This window comes from Achromobacter sp. HZ01 (genome assembly GCF_003267925.1).
Classification (GTDB): domain Bacteria; phylum Pseudomonadota; class Gammaproteobacteria; order Burkholderiales; family Burkholderiaceae_B; genus Achromobacter; species Achromobacter pulmonis_A.
This window is the reverse complement of record NZ_LWKV01000001.1, coordinates 99,705-124,401: the sequence shown is the minus strand read 5'-3', so window position 1 is coordinate 124,401 and position 24,697 is coordinate 99,705. Positions and strand designations below refer to the sequence as shown.

At 68.0% G+C, this 24,697-nt stretch carries 17 protein-coding genes; 12 read left to right on the top strand and 5 right to left on the bottom strand.

Features of this window, described 5'->3' with window-relative positions; genetic code table 11:
- Window positions 1–273: 273 nt before the first annotated feature.
- Both A6B37_RS00610 and A6B37_RS00605 read right to left on the bottom strand, forming a co-directional pair.
- Complete coding sequence (locus tag A6B37_RS00610) at window positions 274–1,029, bottom strand: response regulator transcription factor (RefSeq protein ID WP_111824622.1); 756 nt, start codon at window positions 1,027–1,029, stop codon at window positions 274–276.
- A gap of 561 nt (window positions 1,030–1,590) precedes the next feature.
- The gene (locus tag A6B37_RS00605) at window positions 1,591–3,189 is read right to left on the bottom strand and encodes a hypothetical protein (protein ID WP_111824621.1); all 1,599 of its coding nucleotides are present in this window, start codon (window positions 3,187–3,189) and stop codon (window positions 1,591–1,593) included.
- A gap of 373 nt (window positions 3,190–3,562) precedes the next feature.
- Between A6B37_RS00605 and A6B37_RS00600 the strand changes: the two genes are divergently transcribed.
- The 9 genes from A6B37_RS00600 to A6B37_RS00560 all read left to right on the top strand — a co-directional run bounded on the left by A6B37_RS00600 (window position 3,563) and on the right by A6B37_RS00560 (window position 17,404).
- Window positions 3,563–4,228 carry a TetR/AcrR family transcriptional regulator gene (locus tag A6B37_RS00600; protein WP_111824620.1) on the top strand — a complete coding sequence of 222 codons (666 nt, stop codon included), beginning with the start codon at window positions 3,563–3,565 and terminating at the stop codon, window positions 4,226–4,228.
- A gap of 211 nt (window positions 4,229–4,439) precedes the next feature.
- Entirely contained in the window at window positions 4,440–6,788 is a 2,349-nt protein-coding gene (locus A6B37_RS00595) for an acyl-CoA dehydrogenase (RefSeq protein ID WP_111824619.1), read from the top strand.
- 12 nt (window positions 6,789–6,800) lie between these two features.
- Entirely contained in the window at window positions 6,801–8,096 is a 1,296-nt protein-coding gene (locus A6B37_RS00590) for an acetyl-CoA C-acetyltransferase (protein ID WP_111824618.1), read from the top strand.
- On the top strand, window positions 8,093–10,072 hold the full coding sequence (locus A6B37_RS00585) for a 3-hydroxyacyl-CoA dehydrogenase NAD-binding domain-containing protein (RefSeq protein ID WP_111824617.1): 1,980 nt from the start codon (window positions 8,093–8,095) through the stop codon (window positions 10,070–10,072). The genes A6B37_RS00590 and A6B37_RS00585 overlap by 4 nt, the downstream gene beginning before the upstream one ends.
- 31 nt (window positions 10,073–10,103) lie before the next feature.
- Window positions 10,104–11,429, top strand: coding sequence for an outer membrane protein transport protein (locus tag A6B37_RS00580; RefSeq protein WP_111824616.1), 1,326 nt, complete (start codon window positions 10,104–10,106; stop codon window positions 11,427–11,429).
- 60 nt (window positions 11,430–11,489) lie between these two features.
- Window positions 11,490–13,880, top strand: coding sequence for a 3-hydroxyacyl-CoA dehydrogenase/enoyl-CoA hydratase family protein (locus tag A6B37_RS00575; RefSeq protein ID WP_111824615.1), 2,391 nt, complete (start codon window positions 11,490–11,492; stop codon window positions 13,878–13,880).
- Between the two features lies 1 nt (window position 13,881).
- A complete protein-coding gene (locus A6B37_RS00570; protein ID WP_111824614.1) occupies window positions 13,882–15,081 on the top strand; it encodes an acetyl-CoA C-acyltransferase in 1,200 nt (399 codons plus the stop codon).
- Window positions 15,082–15,095: 14 nt separating this feature from the next.
- Window positions 15,096–15,623 carry a DUF4442 domain-containing protein gene (locus tag A6B37_RS00565; protein ID WP_102772483.1) on the top strand — a complete coding sequence of 176 codons (528 nt, stop codon included), beginning with the start codon at window positions 15,096–15,098 and terminating at the stop codon, window positions 15,621–15,623.
- A 104-nt stretch (window positions 15,624–15,727) separates the two neighbouring features.
- Complete coding sequence (locus A6B37_RS00560) at window positions 15,728–17,404, top strand: AMP-binding protein (protein ID WP_111824613.1); 1,677 nt, start codon at window positions 15,728–15,730, stop codon at window positions 17,402–17,404.
- A gap of 6 nt (window positions 17,405–17,410) precedes the next feature.
- Here A6B37_RS00560 and A6B37_RS00555 read toward each other — a convergent pair whose 3' ends face one another.
- Both A6B37_RS00555 and A6B37_RS00550 read right to left on the bottom strand, forming a co-directional pair.
- Window positions 17,411–18,982, bottom strand: coding sequence for a sulfatase-like hydrolase/transferase (locus A6B37_RS00555; protein WP_111824612.1), 1,572 nt, complete (start codon window positions 18,980–18,982; stop codon window positions 17,411–17,413).
- A gap of 8 nt (window positions 18,983–18,990) precedes the next feature.
- A complete protein-coding gene (locus A6B37_RS00550) occupies window positions 18,991–19,965 on the bottom strand; it encodes a Bug family tripartite tricarboxylate transporter substrate binding protein (RefSeq protein ID WP_111824611.1) in 975 nt (324 codons plus the stop codon).
- A 148-nt stretch (window positions 19,966–20,113) separates the two neighbouring features.
- Here A6B37_RS00550 and A6B37_RS00545 point away from each other — a divergent pair, with 148 nt between their 5' ends.
- Window positions 20,114–20,638 (top strand): MarR family transcriptional regulator, encoded by a 525-nt coding sequence (locus A6B37_RS00545; RefSeq protein ID WP_111824610.1) that lies wholly within the window; start codon window positions 20,114–20,116, stop codon window positions 20,636–20,638.
- A 16-nt stretch (window positions 20,639–20,654) separates the two neighbouring features.
- Here the strand turns inward: A6B37_RS00545 and A6B37_RS00540 are convergent, their stop codons facing one another.
- Entirely contained in the window at window positions 20,655–21,617 is a 963-nt protein-coding gene (locus tag A6B37_RS00540; protein ID WP_111824609.1) for a Bug family tripartite tricarboxylate transporter substrate binding protein, read from the bottom strand.
- A 135-nt stretch (window positions 21,618–21,752) separates the two neighbouring features.
- On the opposite strand from A6B37_RS00540, the gene A6B37_RS00535 reads away from it, so the two are divergent.
- Entirely contained in the window at window positions 21,753–22,277 is a 525-nt protein-coding gene (locus A6B37_RS00535; protein WP_102772489.1) for a MarR family transcriptional regulator, read from the top strand.
- Window positions 22,278–22,525: 248 nt separating this feature from the next.
- Entirely contained in the window at window positions 22,526–24,643 is a 2,118-nt protein-coding gene (locus A6B37_RS00530) for a TonB-dependent siderophore receptor (RefSeq protein ID WP_111824608.1), read from the top strand.
- Window positions 24,644–24,697 lie beyond the last annotated feature (54 nt).

The following is a 24,697-nucleotide window of genomic DNA, read 5'->3' as shown; positions in this document are numbered from 1 at the left end:
CGTCATCGACCTCACGGGAAGCTCGCCCACAACATCGGATCGCATTGGCGAGGCGGCGGTGGTTCGCCCTTTCGACCCATGCTTGCGGACACAACCCATGCTATCAGCGGCTACGTCCGCTGAATCTCGTACAGGTGGATGAATGGCGGTGGAATGCGCTTGCATTGCGACCGCTGCACTGCTATGAACGGCGTAGCCTCGATGGCTATGCGCATCCGGCAGCGGGACGCCTGGCGTCCCGGACTGCCGGACCGACTGCGCGACCGGCAAGCGCTATCCCACCTTGCGCCCATACATCTGTCCTGCGTCCACATCCCTGCCACTGTTGGGCTCGTGCCATTCCAGCGTGGCGCCGCGCTGCAGCGCCGCGTAGACGGCTTCGCCCTTGTTTTTGACATGCAACCGTTGGTACAGCGTACAAGCGTGCGTCTTGGCCGTCGCCACCGAGATATTGAGCATCCTGCTGACCGTCTTGATCGGATAGCCGCGGGCCAGCAGCACCAGCACTTCATACTGCCGCGGGGTGATCTGCAGCAACTGCGCGCCCGCACTGACCGGCATGGCGCTCTTGGCGGGAGCGTCCTCGGCGTCGCGCGCCGGCAAGGCGCACACCGACTGCTGCGCCGGCGCCTGGATGGCCTGCTCGCTGGGGAAGCACTGGCCGCCGGCCATGACCAGGCGGATGGCCGCCTCCAGGATTTCGACCGAAGCCGTTTTCATCAGGCAGCCGTAGATGCTGCTTCCCGGCAGGCCCTGCACCGGCATCGGCAATGGCATGACGTCCGTCAGAAGCAGGATCCGCTTCGGCGTCAGCACCCGCTGGATTTCATGCAGCGCGCTCCACGCTTCGTCGGTATCCACCGGCAGTCCATAGATCAGGAGATCGGCGCCAGCGTGCACGCCATCGGCCTTGGAAATATCCGCCAGGCCCATCCCCTCGATTTCCCACACATCGTCCAACTTGCTAAGAATCTGCCACAACCCCAGCCGCAGGAGCGGATGGGCTTCAATCAGGACCATCTTGGCCATGGTGTCCTCCCGGTTTTTCGACGGCCTAGAAAGGATCTTCGCTGTGCTGAAGACTATTTTTTTTCCAACCCTGCGGGGGTGGTCCGCAATATCCCGGAATATCTAATGAAGCTGAACCGGGACATTTGGGCTGGGAGACTTTGGTAGCCACCATAACGGATGGCATGGACCCATCTTATGGTTCGAAATCCGCAAAATCAAGACGTTTGCCCACGATATAATCCGATAAAAACAGACATCATTCGTGAGCCTTAATCAATATAGTAAATATGGCTGAGCAGCGGCTTTGATGCTTTCCGGCGCTAGGGTTTTCACCAGGATTTTCGGCGTCCACACTTGCCTTTCCCTATGAAAGCCGTGGCGCGGGCATGCGTCCCCGCTAGGCCGGGCGCGGCTCCGGCCGTGAAAAAGCCGCGTCCGGGCATCTGCCGGACACGGCCGTAAAACGCGGGCGCCAGGCCCGATTTCTGTCCAGATGTATCTGCTGACACATTCCGCCCGTAGGCGCATTGCTTATTCGAAATATGGGTAACATTTTAATTTGTGCGTCACGCGCATCATTTACTCCATATAAGCGAAGTCGAATACCGTATGGCCGCCCTGGTGATGCCAATGGTGCATTGAAGCATGACGCTTCCTCAGGAAATTGGCGTAGTGGATTTCGCCGTCCGTTTCGACGTAGGTGGACGGCGACAGCTCCTCTATCCGGTTGAGCGAGACGCCCTTGCCGTAGTGGCAGAAGCCCTGGTACTGGGCGCAGCGCATCACTTCCCCCTCGGGCGACACCACGATCCCGGCGTTGCGGGCCCGCATCGGATTGCGCACGATGGGGTTGCACGCATGCGGCGTCCACTCGGTCGAGCGCGGCGAATCGGCGAAGAAGGCGAATAATTCGTCGCAGTGGCTCTGGCCATCCGTGCGGTCGATATTAGTTAATAGCCACCAATATTTTCCGTGCTTAAAAATAATCGTATCGACGGCGGATATATTGGTCATCAGATTAACATCCAGCTCCCACTTCAATGGAAATTCCGTGCATTTCCATAATTCTATACTGCGATTTCCGCAGGTTTCCGGAACCATGTATGTCACGCCTTCGTGCTCGAATATATACGGAAACGAAAGGTGGTAAGGCAGGTTCAGGGCCGTGCCCAGCAGGCGGAAAGCCCCGTCGGAGTAGGTCGCGACCGAGATCGTGCCCTTGCGGGAATTAAAATCGTAGTCCTCGAAAAATATATATGGCTTTTTATCCTGGGTATATACAAATGGATCTGCGAAGAATCTGCCCTTGGGCGGTTGCAGGACCATGGCCTCGGATACTACGGCCTGCTGCCGGAAAGACGGGAACATTCCAATCCGCCAGCGTATATTGCGTTTCATGACGCGCCGCACAATCAAATCCGACATCAACCAGGCCTGGCGCGCGATATAAGCGGCGGAATTCCACTCCGCCGGATCGGCGCGGCGCTGGCCGCTCATGATCTGCATGCCGGGCGGCGCCGCCCCCTGGCGCAGTCGCGCGAGCGCCTGGAGCGCGTCATAAACCATGAAGTTTCCGAGGCTGAATGCGCGCGCCTGATTCTTCAACCAGAACACTTCGGTGTTGAAACTGCGCTGGTCCAGAAGCTCGTCGTCTTCGAGCCGCGCGCCGACGCGCCAGAGTTTTACCGTGGTGTGGTCCTCGCGCTGGTAGACCTCCCAGAAGCCGGCGTAGCGGCTGGTCTGCACCGCGATATCGGAATAACTCAGCTGCCATACGCCCAGCCGGGCCCAGTCCTGCAGCTGTTCGCGCGAGGCCGGCGACGTGCCCAGCGTAATCACCAGGTCCAGCTCCAGCGCGGCCACCGCGTCCTGCAGCGCCGCCGGCGCGGCCTGGTGCGCCAGCGGCACGACCGCGGCCGAGTCCGCCGGCAGGCTGCCGCGCAGGTCGCGGCACTCCAGCATGGCGCGCTGCTTGGCCGGCAGCAGCCTGCCCTCCAAGCGCGACAGCGTGCCGAACAGCGCCTTGACGCCCAGGCGCGGCTCCTCGCTAGGCGCGTGCATCACCAGCAAAGCGGCAACTTCGAAATCCTGGCTGTGCCGGAGCCACTCGACCATCTCGTGCATCCAGCCGGGCTGTTCCAGCCCGTCAACCAGCAGTCCCACTTTGAAGGTCTTCATTTCTGCTCCTGAGTCTGCACCGCTGCCCGTACAGCGAACGGGCTAGCCATGCTTGGCGGTCTCATCGATGGTGTGCGTCTCTATCTCCTCGCGCTGATACTGCGGTCTTTTGCGCCTATGTTCCAGCCCGCATTTAATCTAGGCCGGCAGCCCGAGGCGGGCGGCCCGTTCATCATTCCGACGGCCGAGCACAGCGCTCGCCGGCCTGCCCGGAAGTCCTCGTCCATCGGTAGGAGCCGTAGGGCTGCCAACGGCGTATCGGCGGCTCGCGGCTGCGCCGCTAGTGGTAAACCCTATTCGGGATAGCCGAGGCTCGCATCTCCGCCATCGCTAGCGCATAATGGTTTTTAAACGAACGTTTGAATTCAACCTTATGCAAGAAATCAGCCAGCCCACTACCCGTGACGCGATCCTGGATACGGCCGAGGCCCTGTTCGCGCAGCAGGGGCACGACGCGACGTCGATGCGCCAGATCACCAGCGCGGCCGGCGTGAACCTTGCTTCGGTGAACTACCACTTCGGCTCCAAGGAGTCACTCGTCCAGGCGGTGCTAAAACGCCGCCTGGCCGTGCTGAACCGCGAGCGCCTGCGGCTTTTGGACGAACTGGAGGCGCAGGCCGAAGGCCGGCCCCTCAAGCCCTCGCAGATCGTGGACGCCTTTTTCGGCACGCTGCTGCGCCTGGCCGCCGATCCGGCGCAGGCCGGCAGCACCTTCCTGCCGCTGCTGGAACGCACCATGACCGACCCGTCCGACTTTATCCGCGCGCTGTTCGCCGAAGAGTACGCGGACGTGCTGGAGCGCTACCGCAACGCGCTGTTCGCCGCGCTGCCGGACGTGCCCAGGGCGGAAATCATGTGGCGCTTCCAGTTCATGCTGGGCGCCACCTCGTACGCCATCATCGGCACCGACCTGCTGCGCTCCGTCACCGGCTGGACCATCGACGAAGCCGAGCAACCCAACAACCCCGAGCTGCTGCTGCCCCGCCTGATGAGCTTTCTGCTGGGCGGGCTGCGCTCGCCCCTGCCGCAAGTGCCCTAGGGCCTGTTCACACTAAAAGGAGCCATGCATGAGTACCCAAATGAGCGCCTATCAAGGCGCGAAGCGCAGTCGTGGCAGGTCCCCGGCGAGCATTCGCAACGCGGAGAGGCGCTCATTTGGGTGCTCACCCTTCGGGCCTGTGCATGGCTCCTTTTAGTGTGAACAGGCCCTAGGCCCGCCGGCCGCAAACGAAGAACATGGAGGCAAGAACATGAACGCAGTCATCCTCGCCCTGGCCGTCATCGTGCTGCTTGCGGCCGTCGTGCTGGGCGTGCGCCCGATCCGCCGCGCCCTGCTGTCGGCGCCGGTCTTCCGGCTCTACAGCAAGGTGCTGCCGCAGATGTCGGACACCGAGCGCGACGCCCTCGAAGCCGGCACCGTGTGGTGGGAAGGCGAGCTGTTTCGCGGCCGCCCCGACTGGAGCCGGCTGCTGGCGTACCCGCGTCCCCGGCTGAGCGAGGATGAGCAGCGCTTCCTGAACCATCAGGCCGAGGAGGCCTGCCGCATGGTCGACGACTGGGAGGTCACGCAGCAGCGCTACGACCTGCCCGCGCCCGTCTGGGACTACCTCAAGACCCAGGGTTTCCTGGGCATGATCATTCCCCGCGAATACGGCGGCCTGGGCTTCTCGGCCTATGCCCATTCCGAGATCGTGACCAAGCTGTCCACGCGCTCCTCGGCGCTGGCCGTGTCGGTCATGGTGCCCAATTCGCTCGGCCCGGCCGAACTGCTGCTTCACTACGGCACCGATGAGCAGAAGAACCACTACCTGCCCCGCCTGGCGCGCGGCGAGGAAGTGCCGGCCTTCGCGCTGACCAGCCCCTGGGCGGGCTCCGACGCCGCCGCCATCCCCGACAGCGGCATCGTCTGCAAGGGCGAATGGCAGGGCCGCGAAGTGATAGGCATGAAGGTCACCTGGGACAAGCGCTACATCACGCTGGCCCCGGTCTGCACGCTGCTGGGCCTGGCGTTCCGCCTGTACGACCCGGACGGCCTGCTGGGCGGCAAGAAAGACCTGGGCATCACCTGCGCGCTGGTGCCGCACGACCATCCCGGCGTCGATACCGGCCGCCGCCATTTCCCGCTGAACGCCATGTTCATGAACGGCCCCACGCGCGGCACGGACGTGTTCATGCCGCTGGACTTCATCATCGGCGGGCCGGCCATGGCCGGCCAGGGCTGGCGCATGCTGATGGAATGCCTGGCGGCGGGCCGCTCGATCTCGCTGCCCTCGTCGAACACCGGCATGTCCAAGCTGACCGCGCGCGCCGTCGGCGGCTATGCGCGCGTGCGCAGCCAGTTCCGCACCCCGGTGGGCAAGTTCGAGGGCGTGGAGGAAGCGCTGGCGCGCATCGGCGGCAACACCTACATGATGGACGCCGCGCGCGCCATGACCGCCGGCGCGGTGGACCTCGGCGAAAAACCCTCGGTCGTGTCCGCCATCGTCAAATACCACGTCACCGAACGCGCCCGCCAGGTCGTCAACGACGGCATGGACGTGATCGGCGGCAAGGGCATCTGCCTGGGCCCCTCCAACTTCCTGGGCCGCGCCTACCAGCAGATCCCCATCGGCATCACCGTGGAAGGCGCCAACATCCTCACGCGCAGCCTGATCATCTTCGGCCAGGGCGCGATCCGCTGCCATCCCTACGTGCTGGCGGAAATGCAGGCGGCCCAGTCGCCCGACCGCCGCCAGGGCCTGGTCGATTTCGACCGCGCCTTCTGGGGCCACGCGGCCTTCGTCGTGCGCAACGCGCTGCGCGCCGCGGGCGCCGCGCTGACGGGCGCGCGCTACGTGCGCGTGGACGCCGACGTCGCGCCCGAAATGAAGCGCTACTACCAGCAGCTCAGCCGCTACAGCGCCGCCTTCGCGCTGCTGGCCGACAGCGCCATGCTGGTGCTGGGCGGCAGCCTCAAGCGGCGCGAGCGCCTGTCGGCGCGCCTGGGCGACATCCTGTCGCAGATGTACCTGGCAAGCGCCGCGCTCAAGCGCTACGAGGACGAGGGCCGCCAGGCCGCCGACGCGCCGCTGGCGCACTGGTCCGTCCAGGACGCGCTGTACAGGCTGCAGCAGGCCTTCGACGGCGTGTTGGAAAATTTCCCCAACCGCGCGGCCGCCTGGGCGCTGGCCCGCCTGGTGTTCCCGTGGGGCCGCCCCCAGGCCCTGCCATCGGACCGCCTGGGCCAGGACGTGGCGCGCCTGCTGATCCAGCCGGGCGCGGCGCGCGACCGCCTGACCGCGGGCTGCCACCTGCCGGCCACCGAGCAGGAACCGGTAGGCGCGATCGAACTGGCGCTGGCGGCCACGCTGGAGGCCGAGCCCATCGAAGCCAAGATCCGCGAACTCGAAAAGCGCGGCGCGCTCGACGGCAACCCCAAGGCCAACGTGCGCGACATCGCCGACGCCGCCTATGCGGCAGGCGGCATCACCGCCGAGGAATACGCGGTGGTCCAGCGCCGCAACCGCTTGCGCGACACCGTGGTGCGCGTCGATGATTTCGCCTTCGACTTCGGCGCGGGGCAGGACATCGAACCCGCGGCCGAACGCAAGGTCGCCTGAAGGAGGCAACGGATGGCATTCAAACCGGTCTACGTCGTCGATGGCCTGCGCACGCCTTTCCTGAAGGCGCGCAGCGGGCCGGGCCCGTTCTCGGCCGGCGATCTCGCCGTGCAGGCCGGCCGCAGCCTGCTGCTGCGCCAGCCCTACGCGCCCACCGACCTGGACGAGGTCATCGTGGGCTGCGCCGCGCCCTCGCCCGACGAAGTGAACATCGGCCGCGTGATCGCGCTGCGCCTGGGCTGCGGCAACAAGGTGCCGGGCTGGACCGTGATGCGCAACTGCGCCTCGGGCATGCAGGCGCTGGATTCCGCCATCGCCAACATCCAGTCCGGCCGTTCGGAACTGGTGCTGGCCGGCGGCACCGACGCGCTGTCGCGCGCGCCGGTGTTGTTCTCGGACGACATGGTGCGCTGGCTGGGCGGCTGGTACGCGGCCCGCGGCGCGGGCGCCAAGCTGGCGATGCTGCGCCGGTTCCGGCTGCGCAACCTGGCGCCCGTGATCGGCCTGCTCAAGGGCCTGACCGACCCCGTGGTGGGCCTGTCCATGGGCCAGACCGCCGAGAACCTCGCCACCCGGTTCAATATCGATCGCCAGGCGATGGACGCCTACGCGGCCGAGAGCCACCGGCGCGCGCTGGCGGCCCGCGCCGCCGGCGCCATGGGCGAGATCGCCGCCTTGATCGACACGCAAGGCAGGCTGTACGCTGAGGACGACGGCGTGCGCGCGGACTCCACGCCCGACAAGCTGGCCAAGCTCAAGCCGGTCTTCGACAAGCCCTGGGGCAACATCACGGCAGGCAACAGTTCGCAGGTCACCGACGGCGCCGCCATGCTGGCGCTGGCTTCCGAAGAAGCCGTGCGCAAATGGAATCTGCGGCCGCTGGGCCGCATCGTCGACAGCCAGTGGGCCGGCCTGGACCCCGCGCAGATGGGCCTGGGACCGGTGCATGCCGCCACCCCTATCCTGCAACGCCACAACCTGGGACTCAACGATCTGGACTTGTGGGAAATCAACGAAGCCTTCGCCGCCCAGGTGCTGGCCTGCATGGCCGCGTGGCGCGACGAAGCCTATTGCCGGGAACACTTCGGCACCGCGGCCTGGGGCGAACTGGACCGCGCCCGGCTCAACGTGGACGGCGGCGCGATCGCCATCGGCCACCCGGTGGGCGCATCCGGCGCGCGCATCGTGCTGCATCTGCTCGACGCGCTCAAGCGCCGCGGCGCGCGGCGCGGCATGGCGGCCATCTGCATCGGCGGCGGCCAAGGCGGCGCGATGCTGGTCGAAACCCTGGACGAGGACCGCCCATGACGACGATCGATACGCTTTCCCACTGGCGCCTGGACCGCGAGGCCGACGGGCTGGCGTGGCTGACCTTCGACCGCGCCGGCAGCGCCGTCAACGCCCTGTCCGCCGACACCCTGGCCGAACTCGCCGTGGTGCTGGACGCGCTGGACGCGCAGCCGCCGGCGGGCCTGATCATCCGCTCCGGCAAGACCACCGGTTTCATCGTGGGCGCGGACGTCAACGAGTTCGCCAGCCTGGACACGCCCGAGCAGGCGCGCGCGCTGGTCGCGCGCGGCTGGAACCTGTTCAACCGCGTAGCCGCGCTGCGCTACCCGACGCTGGCGCTGATCGAAGGCCACTGCCTGGGCGGCGGCCTGGAGCTGGCGCTGGCCTGCCGCTGCCGCCTGGTGGCCGACCAGCCGGGGACCTCGCTGGCGTTGCCCGAAGTGATGCTGGGCATTTTTCCCGGCTGGGGCGGCATGCTGCGCCTGCCGCGGCTGATCGGCGCGCCGGCGGCGCTCGACATGATGCTGACCGGCCGCGGCGCCGATGCGCGCCGCGCCGCGGCGCTGGGCCTGGCCGACGCCCGCGTCCCGCCGCGGCTGCTGCTGGCCGCGGCCCGCCAGACCGTGCTGTCGGGCAAGGCCCCACGTCGCGCGCGCGGCCCCAGCGCCTGGTTCAGGCGCTGCACCGACCACTGGCCGCTGAAGGCCGTCATCGCCTCGCGCGCGCGCAAGCAGATCGCGGCCAAGGACCCGCAGGGCCACTATCCCGCGGCGCCGGCCATCGTCGACATCTGGGAAAAACACGGCGGCAACGCGCTGCAGGCGCCCGCGCTGATCGACCGCATCATCGCCTCGGGCACCGCCCGCAACCTGCTGCGCGTGTTCCGCCTGCAGGAACGCCTGAAGGCCAACGGCAAGCAGCCCGGCGTCCCGCCGGCGCGCCGCGTGCACGTGGTGGGCGCCGGCGTGATGGGCGGCGACATCGCGGCGTGGTGCGCGCTCAAAGGCATGACGGTCACGCTGCAGGACCAGGACATGGCGCGCATTGCGCCGGCCCTCAAGCGCGCCGCGGCGCTGTACGCCCGCCGCCTGAAGGACCCGCGCCTGGCGCGCGCCGCGTTCGATCGCCTGATTCCCGACCCGGCGGGCGACGGCGTGCCGCTGGCCGACGTCGTCATCGAAGCCATCAGCGAGCAGCCCGAGGCCAAGCGCGCCCTGTACCGCGCGCTGGAACCGCGCATGCGCGCCGACGCCCTGCTCGCCACCAACACTTCCAGCCTGCCGCTGGAAACCCTGCGCGCCGGCCTGGCGCGCCCGGCCCAACTGGTCGGCATTCACTTCTTCAATCCCGTGGCGAAGATGCCGCTGGTCGAAGTGGTGCACGCCGACGGCGACGACGGCGCGGCGCAGGCGCGGGCCTGCGCCTTCGTGGGCCAGATCGACAAGCTGGCGCTGCCGGTGAAAAGCGCGCCCGGCTTCCTGGTCAACGCCGTGCTGGCGCCTTACATGCTGGAGGCCATGCGCAGCGTGGACGAAGGCCTGGCGCCGCAGGCCGTGGACGCGGCGATGGTGGCCTTCGGCATGCCGATGGGCCCGCTGGAGCTGGCCGACACCGTGGGCCTGGACATCGCGCGCGCCGCGGGCGAGGAACTGGCCGGCGGCGCCGAGCCGCCGCGCTGCCTGGCCGACCGGCTGGCGCGCGGCGAACTGGGCAAGAAGACCGGCCAGGGCTTTTACGCCTGGCGCGACGGCAAGCCCGTCAAGAATGGCGCGGCCTCCCCTGGCGCCCCGCCGGGACTGGCGCGCCGCCTGATTCAGCCCTTGATCGACGCCACCCGCGAGCGCGTCGAGCAAGGCATCGTCGCCGACGCCGACCTGGCGGACGCCGGCGTGATTTTCGGCACGGGGTTCGCCCCCTTCACGGGCGGCCCCATGCATTACCAAGGCAGCGACAGGCCGGCAACGGCCGGGCTGGCAGGACCCGCAGTGCAATAGAGACATACATCAAACACGAGGAGGCATCACCATGCGCAGCAAACGTTCCTTGTCCTTGAGCACCTTGTCGGCCGTCGCGGTTGGCCTGGGCGCGGCAACGACGGCCCATTCCGCCGGCTTCCAGCTTCTTGAGCAGAACGCCAGCGGCCTGGGCAACGCTTACGCGGGCTCGGCGGCAAATCCGGAAAACGCCAGCATCATCTACTACAACCCGGCGGGCATGACCTATCTGCCGGGCCTGAACGTCTCGGGCGGCGTCAACCTGATCAGGCCGTCGTTCAAGTTCAAGGACAACGGCGACAGCCGCAATCCCAGCATCCCGGGCCTGCCGGGCACCGGCCTGGGCGGCTCGGTCCCCACCGGCGGCAACGGCGGCGACGCCGGCAGCCTGGGCGTGGTTCCCAACCTCTACGGCTCGTGGCAGCTGAACGAACAGTGGTACATCGGCCTGGGCATCGGCGCGCCGTTCGGCCTGATGACCGATTACGACGACGGCTGGGTCGGCCAATACCACTCCAACAAGTTCGACATCAAGACCATCAACATCAACCCGTCGATCGCCTACAAGGTCAACGAGAAGTTCTCGATGGGCTTCGGCCTGAACTGGCAGCACATCGACGCCAACTACAAGAAAAAGACCGTGTTGCCCGTGCCCGGCATGCCGCTGGGCACCACCGGCGACGCCGACCTGAACCTCAAGGGCGACGCCTGGGGCTGGAACGTTGGCTTCATGCTGCAGCCGACCGAGGACACCCGCATCGGCCTGTCGTACCGCTCCAAGATCAAGCACACGGCCAAGGGCGACACCGACATCGACAACATCTACCCGCGCGGCAACTCGGTCTCGTTCGACGCCAAGGCCTCGGTGACGCTGCCCGACACCCTGATCCTGAGCGCGGCGCACCAGCTCAACGAGCGCTGGGAACTGCTGGGCGACGTGTCGTGGACCGGCTGGAGCAGCATCCCCGAACTCAAGATCCGCAACTCCGGCCCCGGCGCGCGCGACGACGAACTGCCGCTGAACTTCCGCGACAGCTGGCGCGTCGCGCTGGGCGCGAACTACAAGTTCGCGCCGGACTGGAAATGGAAGTTCGGCGTGGCCTTCGACCAGTCGCCCGTCTACCAGGCGTCCGACCGCCCGACCTCGCTGCCCGACAACGACCGCTACTGGTTCTCGACCGGCGTGCAGTGGCAGGCCGGCAAGAACACGACGCTGGACGTGGGCTACACCTATCTGTACCTGCGCAAGACGGACATCGACACCACGTCCGGCAACGCCTTGACCAAGGGCCGCGTCGCGGGCACCTATGACAGCAACGCCCACATCCTGGGCGTGCAGCTGTCGTCCCGCTTCTAGCCTTTCCGCCCTGCCCGGAGGGCGGGTTCGCCCCGCCCTCCGTTTTTTCAGGAGACTTCCTTGAGCAAGTTCCTCGTCAAACACGCCGCCGTCCTGGGCGCCGGCGTCATGGGCGCGCAGATCGCCGCCCACCTGGCCAACGCCGGCGTGCCCGTCACGCTGTTCGACCTGGCCGCGCCCGAGGGCGACCGCAACGGCATCGTCAACAAGGCGCTGGCCGGCCTGAGGAAACTGGAGCCGGCGCCGCTGGCCGGCGCCGCGCGCCTGGCGCTGATCACGCCGGCGAACTACGACGACCACCTGGAGCGCCTGCGCGGCTGCGACCTGGTGATCGAAGCCATCGCCGAGCGCATGGACTGGAAGACCGCGCTGTACGAACGCATCGCGCCGCACGTCGCGCCCGACGCCCTGATCGCCTCCAATACGTCCGGCCTGTCGATCGACGCCTTGGCCCACGCGCTGCCCGAGAGCCTGCGCGAACGCTTCTGCGGCATCCACTTCTTCAACCCGCCGCGCTACATGCGGCTGGTGGAAATCATCGCCACCCCGCACACGCGCGCCGACGTGCTCGACCAGCTCGAAACCTGGCTGACCTCCAAGCTGGGCAAGGGCGTGGTGCGCGCGCTGGACACCCCCAACTTCGTGGCCAACCGCATCGGCGTGTTCTCGATCCTGGCCGCCATGCACCACACGTCCCGCCTGGGGCTGGGCTTCGACGAGGTCGACGCCCTCACCGGCCCGAAGATCGGCCGCCCCAAGAGCGCCACCTACCGCACCGCCGACGTGGTCGGCCTGGACACCCTGGCCCACGTCGTGGGCACCATGGAAAAGAACCTGCCTGACGATCCGTGGCACCGGTACTTCGCCCTGCCCGGCTGGCTGTCGGCCCTGATCGCCAAGGGCGCGCTGGGCCAGAAGAGCGGCGCCGGCGTCTACCGCAAGCAGGGCCGCGAAATCCAGGTGCTGGACCTGAAGGCGCAGGACTACGTGCCCAGCGCCGGCAAGCTGGCCGACGAGGTCGCCGCCCTGCTCAAGGAACGCGATCCCGCGCGCCGCTTCGCCGCGCTGCGCGCCTCCGCCCATCCGCAGGCCCAGTTCCTGTGGAGCCTGTTTCGCGACATCTTCCACTACAGCGCGGTGCAGCTCGAACACGTGGCCGACAACGCGCGCGACCTGGACCTGGCCATGCGCTGGGGCTTCGGCTGGTCGCAAGGGCCGTTCGAAACCTGGCAGGCCGCCGGCTGGCAGGACATCGCCGCGGCCGTGGCCGAGGACATCGCCGCCGGCCGCGCCATGAGCGACGCGCCGCTGCCGGCGTGGGCGCTGGAGCCGGCCCGCCAGGGCGTGCACACGCCCGAAGGCTCGTATTCGGCGCGCAGCGGCCAGCTGCATCCGCGCTCCAGCCTGCCGGTGTACCGCCGCCAGCTGTTCCCCGAGCGCCTGTACGGCGAAGGCGCCGCCGCGCGCGGCGCCACGGTCTGGGAAAACGAAGGCGTGCGCCTGTGGCATCTGCCCGAGCACGACGCCGGCATCGCCATCCTCTCGGTCACGTCGCGCAACCACACGCTGGGCGCCGAAGTACTGGAAGGCGTGCTGCAGGCGGTGGCCCGCGCCGAACGCGAATTCGACGGCCTGGTGATCTGGCACGACGCGCCCTTCGCGCTGGGCGCCAATCTGCAGCAGGTGTCGGAAGCCTGCGCCGCCGGCCAATGGGAAATGCTGGAAGCCACGGTCGAGAAATTCCAGCGCGCCTCGCAGGCCTTCAAGTACGCGCAGATTCCCACCGTGGCCGCGGTGCAGGGCATGGCGCTGGGCGGCGGCTGCGAATTCCTCATGCACGCCACGCACCGGGTGCTGGCGCTGGAAAGCTATATCGGGCTGGTCGAGGCCGGCGTGGGGCTGATTCCGGCCGGCGGCGGCAGCAAGGAGTTCGCCGGCCGCGCCGCCGCGCTGGCGGCGCGCACGGCCACGCCGGGCGAGGTCTTCCCGTACCTGCAGCCGGTGTTCCAGAACATCGCCACCGCCCAGGTCGCCAAGAGTGCGCTGGAGGCCATCGCGGCCGGCTTCGGCCGCGACCGCGATGTGGTGGTTTTCCATCCGGACGAGCTGCTGTTCGTCGCCATCGGCCAGGCCCGCGCCGCCGCCGAGGCCGGCCACACGCCGCCGCCGCGGCTGCGCGACGTGCCGGTGGCCGGACGCGGCGGCATCGCCAACTTCGAAATGGTGCTGCTCAACATGCGCGAGGGCGGCATGATCAGCGCCCACGACTACCGCGTGGCGCGCAGCGCCGCCGTGGCCCTGTGCGGCGGCGAGGTCGACCCCGGCGCCAAGGTGGACGAGGAATGGCTGCTGGCGGTGGAACGCCGGGAATTCATGGCGCTGCTGCGCACACCGGAGACGCAGGCGCGCATCCGTCACACTTTAGACACCGGCAAGCCCTTGAGGAATTGATATGAGCAAGCAGATTCAAGACGCTTACATCGTGGCGGCGACGCGGTTGCCGGTGGGCAAGCGCAACGGCGCCTACGCGACCACGCGGCCCGACGACATGCTGGCGGCGGCGATCAACGGCGCGCTGGCGCAGGCGCCGGGGCTGGACCATGCCCGCATCGAAGACGTGATCGCCGGCTGCGCCATGCCGGAAGCCGAACAGGGCATGAACGTGGCGCGCATCGGCCTGCTGCTGGCGGGGCTGCCGCAAAGCGTGGCCGGGGTCACCGTGAACCGCTTCTGCGCCTCGGGGCTGCAGGCGGTGGCCGACGCCGCCGCGCGCATCCGCATGGGCGAGGCCGACATCATGATAGGCGCGGGCACCGAGTCCATGAGCGCCATGCCGCAGATCATGGGCAACAAGGTGGCGATGAACCCGGCCATCTTCGCGCATGAAGAAAATCTCGGCATGGCGTTCGGCATGGGCCTGACCGGCGAAAAGGTCGCCGAGCGCTGGAAGGTCTCGCGCGAGGACCAGGACGCCTTTGCGCTGGCTTCGCACCAGAAGGCCTGCGCGGCCATCGCCGCCGGCCATTTCCGCGCCGAGATCACGCCTTACGAAGTGGTGGCGCACCTGCCCGACGGCGCCAGCGGCGCGGTGCGCGAGGTGCGCCGGGTGGTCGAAGTGGACGAAGGCCCGCGCCCGGACAGCAGCGCCGAGGCGCTGGCCCGGCTCAAGCCGGTGTTCGCGGCGCGCGGCAGCGTCACGGCCGGCAACAGCTCGCAGATGTCGGACGGCGCGGCCGCCGTGGTCCTGGTGTCCGACCGCATCCTGCGCGAATTCAACCTGAGTCCGCTGGCGCGCTTCGCCGGTTTCGCGGTGGCCGGCGTGCCGCCCGAGGTGATGGGCATCGGCCCGGTCGCGGCCATTCCCAAGGTGCTGGCGCGCGCCGGCATCGGGCAGGACGCGCTGGACTGGATCGAACTGAACGAAGCCTTCGCCGCCCAGTCGCTGGCGGTGATCCGCGAACTGAAGCTGGACCCGGCCAAGGTCAACCCGCTGGGCGGGGCCATCGCGCTGGGCCATCCGCTGGGCGCGACCGGCGCGATCCGCACGGCCACCATCGTCCACGGCCTGCGCCGCACCGGCGGCAAGTACGGGCTGGTGACCATGTGCATCGGCACCGGCATGGGCGCGGCCGGCCTGTTCGAAGCCATGTAGGCGGCGCGCCGGCGATGAAGCCCTATTGGTTCAAGAGCCTGTCGCCGCGGTGGCGCGCGCGCCTGATGCGGGTGGGATTCAACCTGCATCCGGCGTTCCGCGCCACCGGCGGGCGCGTGGTGCACGTGTCGCCGGACTTCCAGCACATCCGCATCAAGCTGCCGCTGCTGCGCCGCACGCGCAACATCGTCGGCTCCATGTACGGCGGCTCGCTGTTCGCGGTGACCGACGGCGCCCACCCCACCATGCTGATGTCCGCGCTGGGCGCGGACCACATCGTCTGGGACAAGGCCGCGACCATCCGCTACCGCAAGCCCGCCTACGCCACGCTGTACGCCGATTTCCGGCTGCCGCCGGGCGAGATCGCGGAGATCCGCCGGCTGCTGGCGCAGCATCACGAAACCACCCGCAACTACACAGTCGAACTCAAGGACAAGGACGGCGTCGTCTACGCCGTGGTGGAGCGCAGCATCTACATCGCGGACAAGACGTTCTACAAGCGCAAGAACACCGGCGGCGCGGACTCCGGGCCGCCGCCCTGACCTCCCCGGACATCGCCGTCAGCCGTTTGCGCGACAATACGCCCGCGCGGGCGGCGCCTAAGACGGTCCGCCCGGGCAACCCGCAGCAGTGCATACGAGCGACGATGGAACGAATCTGGCAGAAGAGCTACCCACCCGGCGTCCCCGCCGAGATCGACCTGGACGGCGCGACCACGCTGGTATCCGTGGTGCGCGAGAGCTGCCTACGCTATGCGGACAAGACCGCGTACATCAGCATGGGCAGGCCGATACGCTACGCCGAGCTGGACCGGCTGACGCGCGACTTCGCGGCCTGGCTGCACGCCAACGGCCTGGGCCGCGGCGACCGCGTCGCGCTCATGATGCCCAACCTGCTGCAATACCCGGTATGCCTGTTCGGCGCGCTGCGCGCCGGCTGCGTGGTGGTCAGCTGCAATCCGCTCTACACCGCCCATGAGCTGCAGCATCAGCTGGCCGACTCGGGCGCGCGCGCCATCGTGGTGGCCGACAACTTCGCCGCCACGCTGGAAAAGGCCCTGCCCGGCACCGCGATCGAACGGGTGCTGGTGACCTCCATCGGCGAAATGCTGGGTCCGCTCAAGGGCCGCCTGGTGGACTTCGCGGTGCGCCGGATCAAGCGCATGGTGCCCGCGTGGACCATACCCCGCGCCGTCCGGCTGGGCGCGGCATTGCGCGCCGGGCGCGCCGCGCCCTTCGAAGAGGTCCCCCTCGAACAGCGCGACCTGGCCTGCCTGCAATACACGGGTGGCACCACCGGCGTGGCCAAGGCCGCCATGCTGACCCACGGCAACCTGGTGGCCAATCTCAACCAGGCCTACGCCTGGGTGCGCCCGCTGGTGACCGAGGGCGAGGAATGCATCGTGACGGCGCTCCCGCTCTATCACATCTTCGCGCTGACGGCGAACTGCCTGACCTTCATGCGCATGGGCGCAAGTAACCTGCTCATCATCAATCCGCGCGACATCCCCGGGCTGGTCAGGGAAATGCGCAAAGTGCCGTTTTCCGCATTCACCGGCGTGAACACGCTGTTCAACGCGCTGCTCAACAACCCGGATTTCGCGCGCCTGGATTTCTCGCGGCTGCGGCTGACCATGGGCGGCGGCATGGCGGTGCAGCGCGCCGTGGCCGAACGCTGGCGCGCCGTGACCGGCCGCTCGCTGGCGCAGGCCTACGGCCTGACCGAGACCTCGCCGGCCGTCACCATCAACCCGCTGGACGTGCAGACGTTCACCGGTTCCATCGGCCTGCCCGTGCCGTCGACCGACCTCTCGATCCGCGACGACGCCGGCCGCGAGCTGGGCATAGGCGAAAGCGGCGAGATCTGCGTGCGCGGCCCCCAGGTCACGCAGGGCTACTGGAAGCGCCCCGACGAGACGGCGCTGGTCATGTACCCCGACGGGTTCCTGCGCACCGGCGATATCGGCTACGTGGACGAGAACGGCTACGTGTTCCTGGTCGACCGCAAGAAAGACATGATCCTGGTGTCGGGCTTCAACGTCTATCCCAACGAGGTCGAGGACGTGGCCGCGCTGCATCCCGGGGTCAAGGAAGTGGCGGCGGTCGGCGTGCCCGACGAGCGTTCGGGCGAGGCGGTCAAGCTGTACGTCATCCGCAAGGACCCGGCGCTGGACGCCGAGACCCTGATCGCGCATTGCCGCCAGCAGCTGACCGGCTACAAGGTGCCGCGCTACGTCGAGTTCCGCGAGGACCTGCCGCGCAGCAGCGTGGGCAAGATCCTGCGCCGCGAGCTCAAGCCCGCGGCGCCCCCGGTGCGGGCCTGAGGCGCGCTACCACTGGCCGAAGAAAATGCCGGCCCGCTTGTGCGCGTTGGTGGATTTTTCGATGGCCTCGTCGCTGATGGTGGTGCGGCGCTTGGTGCGCAGCATCCATTCCAGCAGGCGCTGGCGCAGCGCCTGGCGCGTGCCGGCATGCGCGCTGCTGCGGCCCAGATCCTGGAACTCGCCGGGATCGGCCTGCAGGTCGAACAACTGCTCGGGTTCGTCCAGCCAGTACACGTAGCGCCAGCGGTCCGTGCGCACCGACCAGGCGCGCGCGTTCTGCGGCGTCTTGCCGCACAGCACGCGGGCCTGGCGGAAACTGTAATCCAGCTCCGAGAACACGCAGTCCCGCCATGCCGCCGCGCCATCGCCGCCGCCATGCAGCAGCGTCTGCAGCTCGCGGCCTTCGAGCCGGTGGCCCGGGACGGGCGCGCCCAGCGCGCGCAGCACCGTGGGCGCCACGTCCACGCTTTCGACCATGTCGGAAAGCACCTTGCCGCGCGTGGCGTCGGCCTGGGCCGACGGGTCCATCACGATGAACGGCACGCGCTGCACGGTGTCGTAGAACAGCTCTTTTTCGCCCAGCCAGTGATCGCCCAGGAAGTCGCCGTGGTCGGCCGTGAACACGATGAGCGTGTTCTTCATGAGGCCCGCGCCCTCCATGTAGTCGAACAGCCGGCCCAGGTGGTCGTCGAGCTGGCGGATCAGGCCCTGGTAGGCCGGACGCACCACCCGCACGCATTCGTCGGTGGAGAAACTGAGGCTTTCCTCGTGCTGGCGGTAGGCCGCGACCACCGGATGCGCGTCGGCCAGTTCTTCCTGGTTGCGCTGCACCGGCAGGCACTGGTCGGCCGTGTACATCCGGTGGTAGGGAGACGGCGCCATGTACGGCCAATGCGGCTTCACGTAGCTCAGGTGCAGCACCCAGGGCTGGCTGCCGCGGCGCTTCATGAAGTCCAGCGCCTGGTCGGTCATGTAGGCGGTTTCCGAATGCGCCTCGGCCACGCGCGCCGGCAGGTGCACGTTGCGCATGTTCCATCCGCTGGCCACGCGCCCGTCGGCGTCCAGGCCGGCGATGACGTAGTCGGTCCAGGGATCGGCGCTGTCGTAGCCATGGCGGCGCAGGAACGCCGGATAACCGCTTTCGTCGCCGGGTTCGTGGTGGCCGTCGTAGCGGTCCAGCTCGGTGAAGCCGCCGCGGCTGAGCAGCACGCCCAGCTCGGAGGCGCCGTCGATGGACAGGCGCTCCATGCCGGCCTTGTCGGCAATGATGTGCGTCTTGCCGGCCAGCGCCAGGTCGCGGCCCTGCCCCGCCAGGTACTCGCCCAGCGTGACTTCGTTGACCGACAGCGGCACGCGGTTCCAGGTCGCGCCGTGGCTGGACGGATAGCGCCCCGTGTAATAGCTCATGCGCGAAGGGCCGCAGACGCCCGAATTCACGAACGCCCGGTCGAAGCGCGCGCCGCGCGCGGCCAGCGCGTCCAGGCTGGGCGTCTGCAGATAGGGATGGCCATAGCAGCTGAGGTGATCGGCCCTGAGCTGGTCGGCCATGATGAACAACACGTTCTGCACGGTACTCATGCCTGCTCCTATTGTTCCGCCTTGAAGCCGGATTCTCGCACCACGGGCTCCCACTGCTTGCGGTACGCGGCCAATTCTCGGGCGGTTTCGCCCGCGTCCATGGACACCGGCTCCAGGTAGACCGCGCGCACCGCTTCCTGCATGGCGGGCTCCTTCATGACGGCGGCGATGTCCGCACTCAGGCGGTCGATCCTGGCCTGCGGCATCGACGCCGGCGCGAAGAACGCGTTCCAGCCATCGGCCACCAGGTCCAGGCCCTGCTCGCGGAAGGTGGGCACGTCATTCAGTTCCGCGGGGCGCTGCTCGCCCGACGTCGCCAGGATGCGCAGCTTGCCGGAGCGGTGCTGCGGCAGCAGGGTGTCGAGCGAATCGATGCCTTGCGGCAGGACGCCGCCTATCAGTTCGGTGATCAGCGGCGACGAACCGCGGTAGCCGACCACCTCGGGCGCGTCGCCCAGCTCGCGGCCCAGCATCAGCGCGAAGAAATGCGGCAGGCTGCCGGTGGCCGGCACGCCCAGGCTGAACTGCCTGGGATGACTCTTCAGCCACTGGCGCAGGCCGTCCACGTCCCGGATCGGCGAATCGGCCGACACGGCCAGCGCGAACTTGTAGCGGCTGACCAGCGACACCGGCTTGAAATCGCGCTGGGCGTCGTAGCCGGCCTTGGCGTACACCAGGGGCGCCACCACCATGACGGCCGGATTCGCCAGCATCAGCACGTTCTGCTCGGCCGACACCGCGCGCATGCCCTGCGCCGCGATGCGCCCGCCCGCGCCCGATTTGTTCTCCACCACCACGGGCACGCCCACCCGCTCGGTCAGCCGGGTGGCGACCAGCCGCGCGATGCGGTCGGAACTGCCGCCCGGCGCATACCCCACCACGATCGTCAGCGGGCTTTCCAGCGGGGCCTGCTGCGCACAGACCGGCGGCACGGTTCCCGCCAGCGCTGCCGCGACCGCGGCGCCCGTCATCCACTTAAGCATTGTCTTCTCCTGCCGACAGCTGCGCTGTCGATTATGGTGATTACTGCCTGTCCCCGGATGGGAAAGCCGACTGTAGCAACGCGGATATTTGTTGATCTAATCCACTACTTGCAATCATGATTTGCGTTGCCTCAAGAAAGGAGCAGCCATGCAGAACCCCCTCCCGCCTGGCCAACGTCCCGTGACGGACATGCTGCTGTACCGGCTCTACCAGGCCTGGTGGCAATCCAATCCGGTGTTCCTGCGCCTGTGCGAAGGACGGTTCGGCATCACGCGCCGCCAATGGCGCATCCTGGCCTGTACGGTCGAAGACGGCACCATGAGCACGGCCGAACTGGCGGCCACCGCCAAGCTGGACCTGGCGCGCACGTCCCGCACCGTGGGCGCGCTCTGTGAAAAAGGCTTGCTGCGCCGCCTGCACGACAGCGCCGACCGCCGCGTGGTGCGCGTGGCGGTGACGGACGAGGGCCTGGCCCTCTACCAGGGCCTGCTGCCCGAAATCGCCCGGCTCAACGACCTGCTGGTGCAGGACCTGAGCGCCCAGGAAGTCGCCGTGCTGCGCGACCTGCTGGGCCGCATCGAACAGCGCGGACGCCGCATGTCGCAGGACAACATCGTCGCGGAAAAGGCCAGCAGGCGCGAGGGCGGCACGCGCCGCGCCCGCCCAACCTGAGGCCGCGCATCCGCCGCTATTGATCGGCCTTGAAACCCGATGCCCGCACCACCGGCTCCCATTGCTTTTGATAGGCCGCCAGCGCTTCGGCGGTTGCGCCGGCGTCCATGGACACCGGCTCCAGGAACGCCGCGCGCACGGCTTCCTGCATCTCGGGTTCCTTCATGACGGCCGCGATATCCGCGCCCAGCCGCTCGATCCTGGCCTGCGGCATCGCAGCCGGCGCGAAAAAGGCATTCCAGCCCTCGGCCACCAGGTCGACGCCCTCCTCGCGGAAGGTGGGCACGTCGGGCAGATCGGCGTCGCGCTTCTCGCCTGAAACGGCCAGGATGCGGACCTTGCCGGAACCGGCCAGCGGCAGCAGCGTATCCAGCGTGGTGATGCCTTGCGGCAAGACGCCGCCGACCAGCTCGTTGATCACCGGCGTCGAGCCCCGGTAGCCGACCACCTCGGGCTGCTCCTTCAATTCGCGGCCCAGCATCAGCGCGAAAAAGTGCGGCAGGCTGCCCGTGGCCGGCACGCCGATGGTGAGTTGCCTGGGATGCGCTTCGATCCACTGGCGCAGGTCCGCCAGGTTCTTGATCTGCGAATCCGGAGGCACGGCCAGCGCGAACTTGTAGCGGGTGACCAGCGACACCGGCTTGAAGTCGCGCTGGGGATCGTAGCCGGGCTTGGCATAGACCAGCGGCCCCACCACCATGACGGCCGGATTCGCCAGCATCAGCACGTTCTGCTCGGCCGACGCCGCGCGCATGCCCTGCGCCGCGATGCGCCCGCCCGCGCCCGACTTGTTCTCCACCACCACGGGCACGCCGACGCGCTCGGCCAGCCGGCTGGCGACCAGCCGCGCGACGCGGTCCGCCGTGCCGCTAGGGGCAAACCCCACCACGATCGTCAGCGGTCCTTCCAGCGCAGCCTGCTGCGCACCGGCCGGCGCAACGGCGCCCGCCAGCATTGCCGCGACCGCGGCTCCTGCCATCCATTTACACATGCTTGTCTCCTGGTGACAGCGGCCCACTGTCGTTTATGGTTGTCGCTGCAAGGCCGGCTCCCGAATGCGGGATTCGAATGTAGCAACGTGAGCATTTATTGATCTAATTCAGGACTTGCGGACATGAACTGCGACACCTCGAACGGCCAGCGCTGCCTGGCGGACATGCTGCTGTACCGGCTGTACCAGGCCTGGTCGCAAGCCAACCCCGTCTTCCTGCGACTTTGCGAAGGGCGCTTCGGCATCACGCGCCGCGAATGGCACATACTTGCCTGTGCCGTCGAAAGCGGAAGCATGAGTTCGGCCGAACTGGCCGCCGTCGCCAAGCTGGATCTCACGCGCACGTCCCGCACCCTGAGCACGCTCTGCCAGAAGGGCTGGATACGCCGCAGGCAGGACGGCGCCGACCGCCGCGTGGTGCGCGTGGAAGCCACCGAAGAGGGCAAGGCCCGCTATCACGCGCTGCTGCCCGAAATCGCGCGCCTGAACAACCTGCTGGTGCAGGATCTGGACGATCGGGAGGTCGCCCTGCTGCGCGATTTTCTTGGCCGCATCGAACAGCGCGGACGCCGCATGTCGGAGGACAACGTCGTGGCGGAAAAGGCCAGCCGCCGCGACGGAGGCACGCGCCGCGCGCACTTGTCCTGAAGCCTGACTGTCGCGCCGGACCAACAACCGGCGGCACCGCCACCCGCCCCCGCGCGCCGCCGCCAAACCCCTGAAACAACGGGTTTTTTTCGACCCCACGCCCTGCCGGCCGCGCTGGCCCGCGGGGCTTTTTTACATTTTTGGCGGACTGTTTCTTTGAATTGCATGGCCGCAATAATTAACAATAATTATCATTGTCATTCGCATGTCAGTCCATTTGACGGCCGCGCGGCCGCTGGAGATCCCACTTGAAACGCCATTTCCACCCGGCCGCCCGCCCTGCGCGGCCGCAAGCCCTGTTGCCCCTGGCCGCCGCGCTGGCCGCCTGCCTAGGCGGCGCCGCGCAGGCCCAGCCCGCCGAACCCGCCACGCTGCTGCCCGCCGTGGAGGTCACGGGCGCGGCGGAAACCGCCACCAGTCCGGTCGCCGGCTACGTGGCCACGCGCAGCGCCACCGGCACCAAGACCGACACGCCGCTGTCGGAAACGCCCCAGGCCATCACCGTGATCCCGCGCGACCAGATCGTCGACCAGGGCGCCCAGAACATCCAGGACACCATGAATTACGCCGCCGGGGTGCGGCCGAACGCGTACGGCGTGGACAACCGCGCCGACTACGTGCGAGTGCGCGGCGTCGAGCCGGTGCAGTACCTGGACGGCCTGCGCCAGTACTTCAGCTTCAACAATCCGCGCACCGAGGTCTATGCGATGGAGCGCGTGGAAGTGCTGCGCGGCCCCTCCTCCATGCTGTACGGACAGGGCAGCACCGGCGGCATCGTCAATCTGGTCAGCAAGCGGCCGCTGGAAGAAGCGCAGCGCGAAATCGGCGTGGTGCTGGGCAACCACAACCGCCGCGAGATCCAGGCCGACCTGACCGGCCCGGTGACCGAAGACGGCCAATGGCTGTACCGCGTCATCGCGGTCGGACGCGACAGCGACACCCAGGTGCAGTACGCGCCGGACGACCGCCTCATGCTGGCGCCCTCGCTCACCTGGCGTCCCAGCGCCGCCACCTCGCTGACGCTGCAGGCCACCTGGCAGAAGGACCGCGCCGGCACCACGCAATCGTTCCTGCCGTGGAGCGGCTCGGTGCAGGAGAATCCCAACGGCCGCATTCCGACGCGGCGCTTCACCAGCGAGCCGGGCTTCGACGCCTACGACACCGAGCAGTTCAGCGTGGGCTGGCTGTTCGAGCACCAGTTCAACGACACCTGGAAGGTGCGACAGAACTTCCGCAACACGGTCAGCAGCGTCGACTACAAGACGCTGTATCCCAACGTGTACGGCGCGCGCCGCGGCGATTCCTACATCGATGCCGAGCAGCAGACGGTCGACCGCTACTTCTACGTCAACAAGCCGCGCATGCGCACCCTGCTGGCCGACCAGAACCTCGAAGGCAAGCTGCACTGGGGCCGCACCGAACATACGGTGATCTTCGGCATGGACTACTCGCGCTACCGCGAGACCAGCCAGACCGCCACCGGCGCCGGCTCGCCGCTGAACCTGTTCCATCCCGAGTACGGCAACGTGCCGCAATACGAATTGAGCGACAAGCCCAAGCAGAACCAGCAGCAGATCGGCTTCTATGCCCAGGACCAGATCACCTTCGACCGCAACTGGATCTTCCTGGCCGGCATCCGCCGCGACCGCGCCGACAGCACCACCGCGGGCCAGGACCGCGAGACGGACCTGGCCACCACCAAGCGCTTCGGCCTGATGTACGCGGCGGACAACGGCTGGTCGCCTTACCTCAGCTACAGCGAATCGTTCACGCCCATCGCCGGCGCCGACTTCTACGGCGACCGCTGGCAGCCGATGCGCGGCAAGCAGGTCGAGGCCGGCATCAAGTACATGCCCAAGGACGCCGACATCGAATTCACCGCGGCCGCCTACGACCTGCGCGAAGAGAACCGCCAGACCAACGACCCCGACAATCCCAACAACCAGGTGCAGGCCGGCAAAACCCGCACCCGCGGCGTCGAACTGGAGCTGCGCGGGCGCGTCACCAAGGAACTGGACGTGATCGCCAACTACATCTACACCGACCTCGACCCGCAGCTGGAGGCGCAGCCCAAGCACATGGCGTCGATGTGGGGCAAGTACCGCTTCGCGCTGGCCGGCCAGCCCGGCTTCGCGGTGGGCGCCGGCGTGCGCTACCTGTCGGCCTTCCGCGACGGTGGCGCGCCCGAGACGCCCGCCGTCACGCTGTTCGACGCCATGATCAGCTACGACAACGGCCCGTGGCGCTACGCCCTGAACGTCAACAACATCGCCGACCGCAGCTACGAAGTGGTCTGCCTGGACCGCGGCGACTGCTTCTACGGCGCGCGCCGCACGGTCATGCTGAGCGGCGCCTACCGCTTCTAGCGGCGGGCGCGGGAAAACCTGTACGTACATGCTGTACGTACAGGTGTACACTAC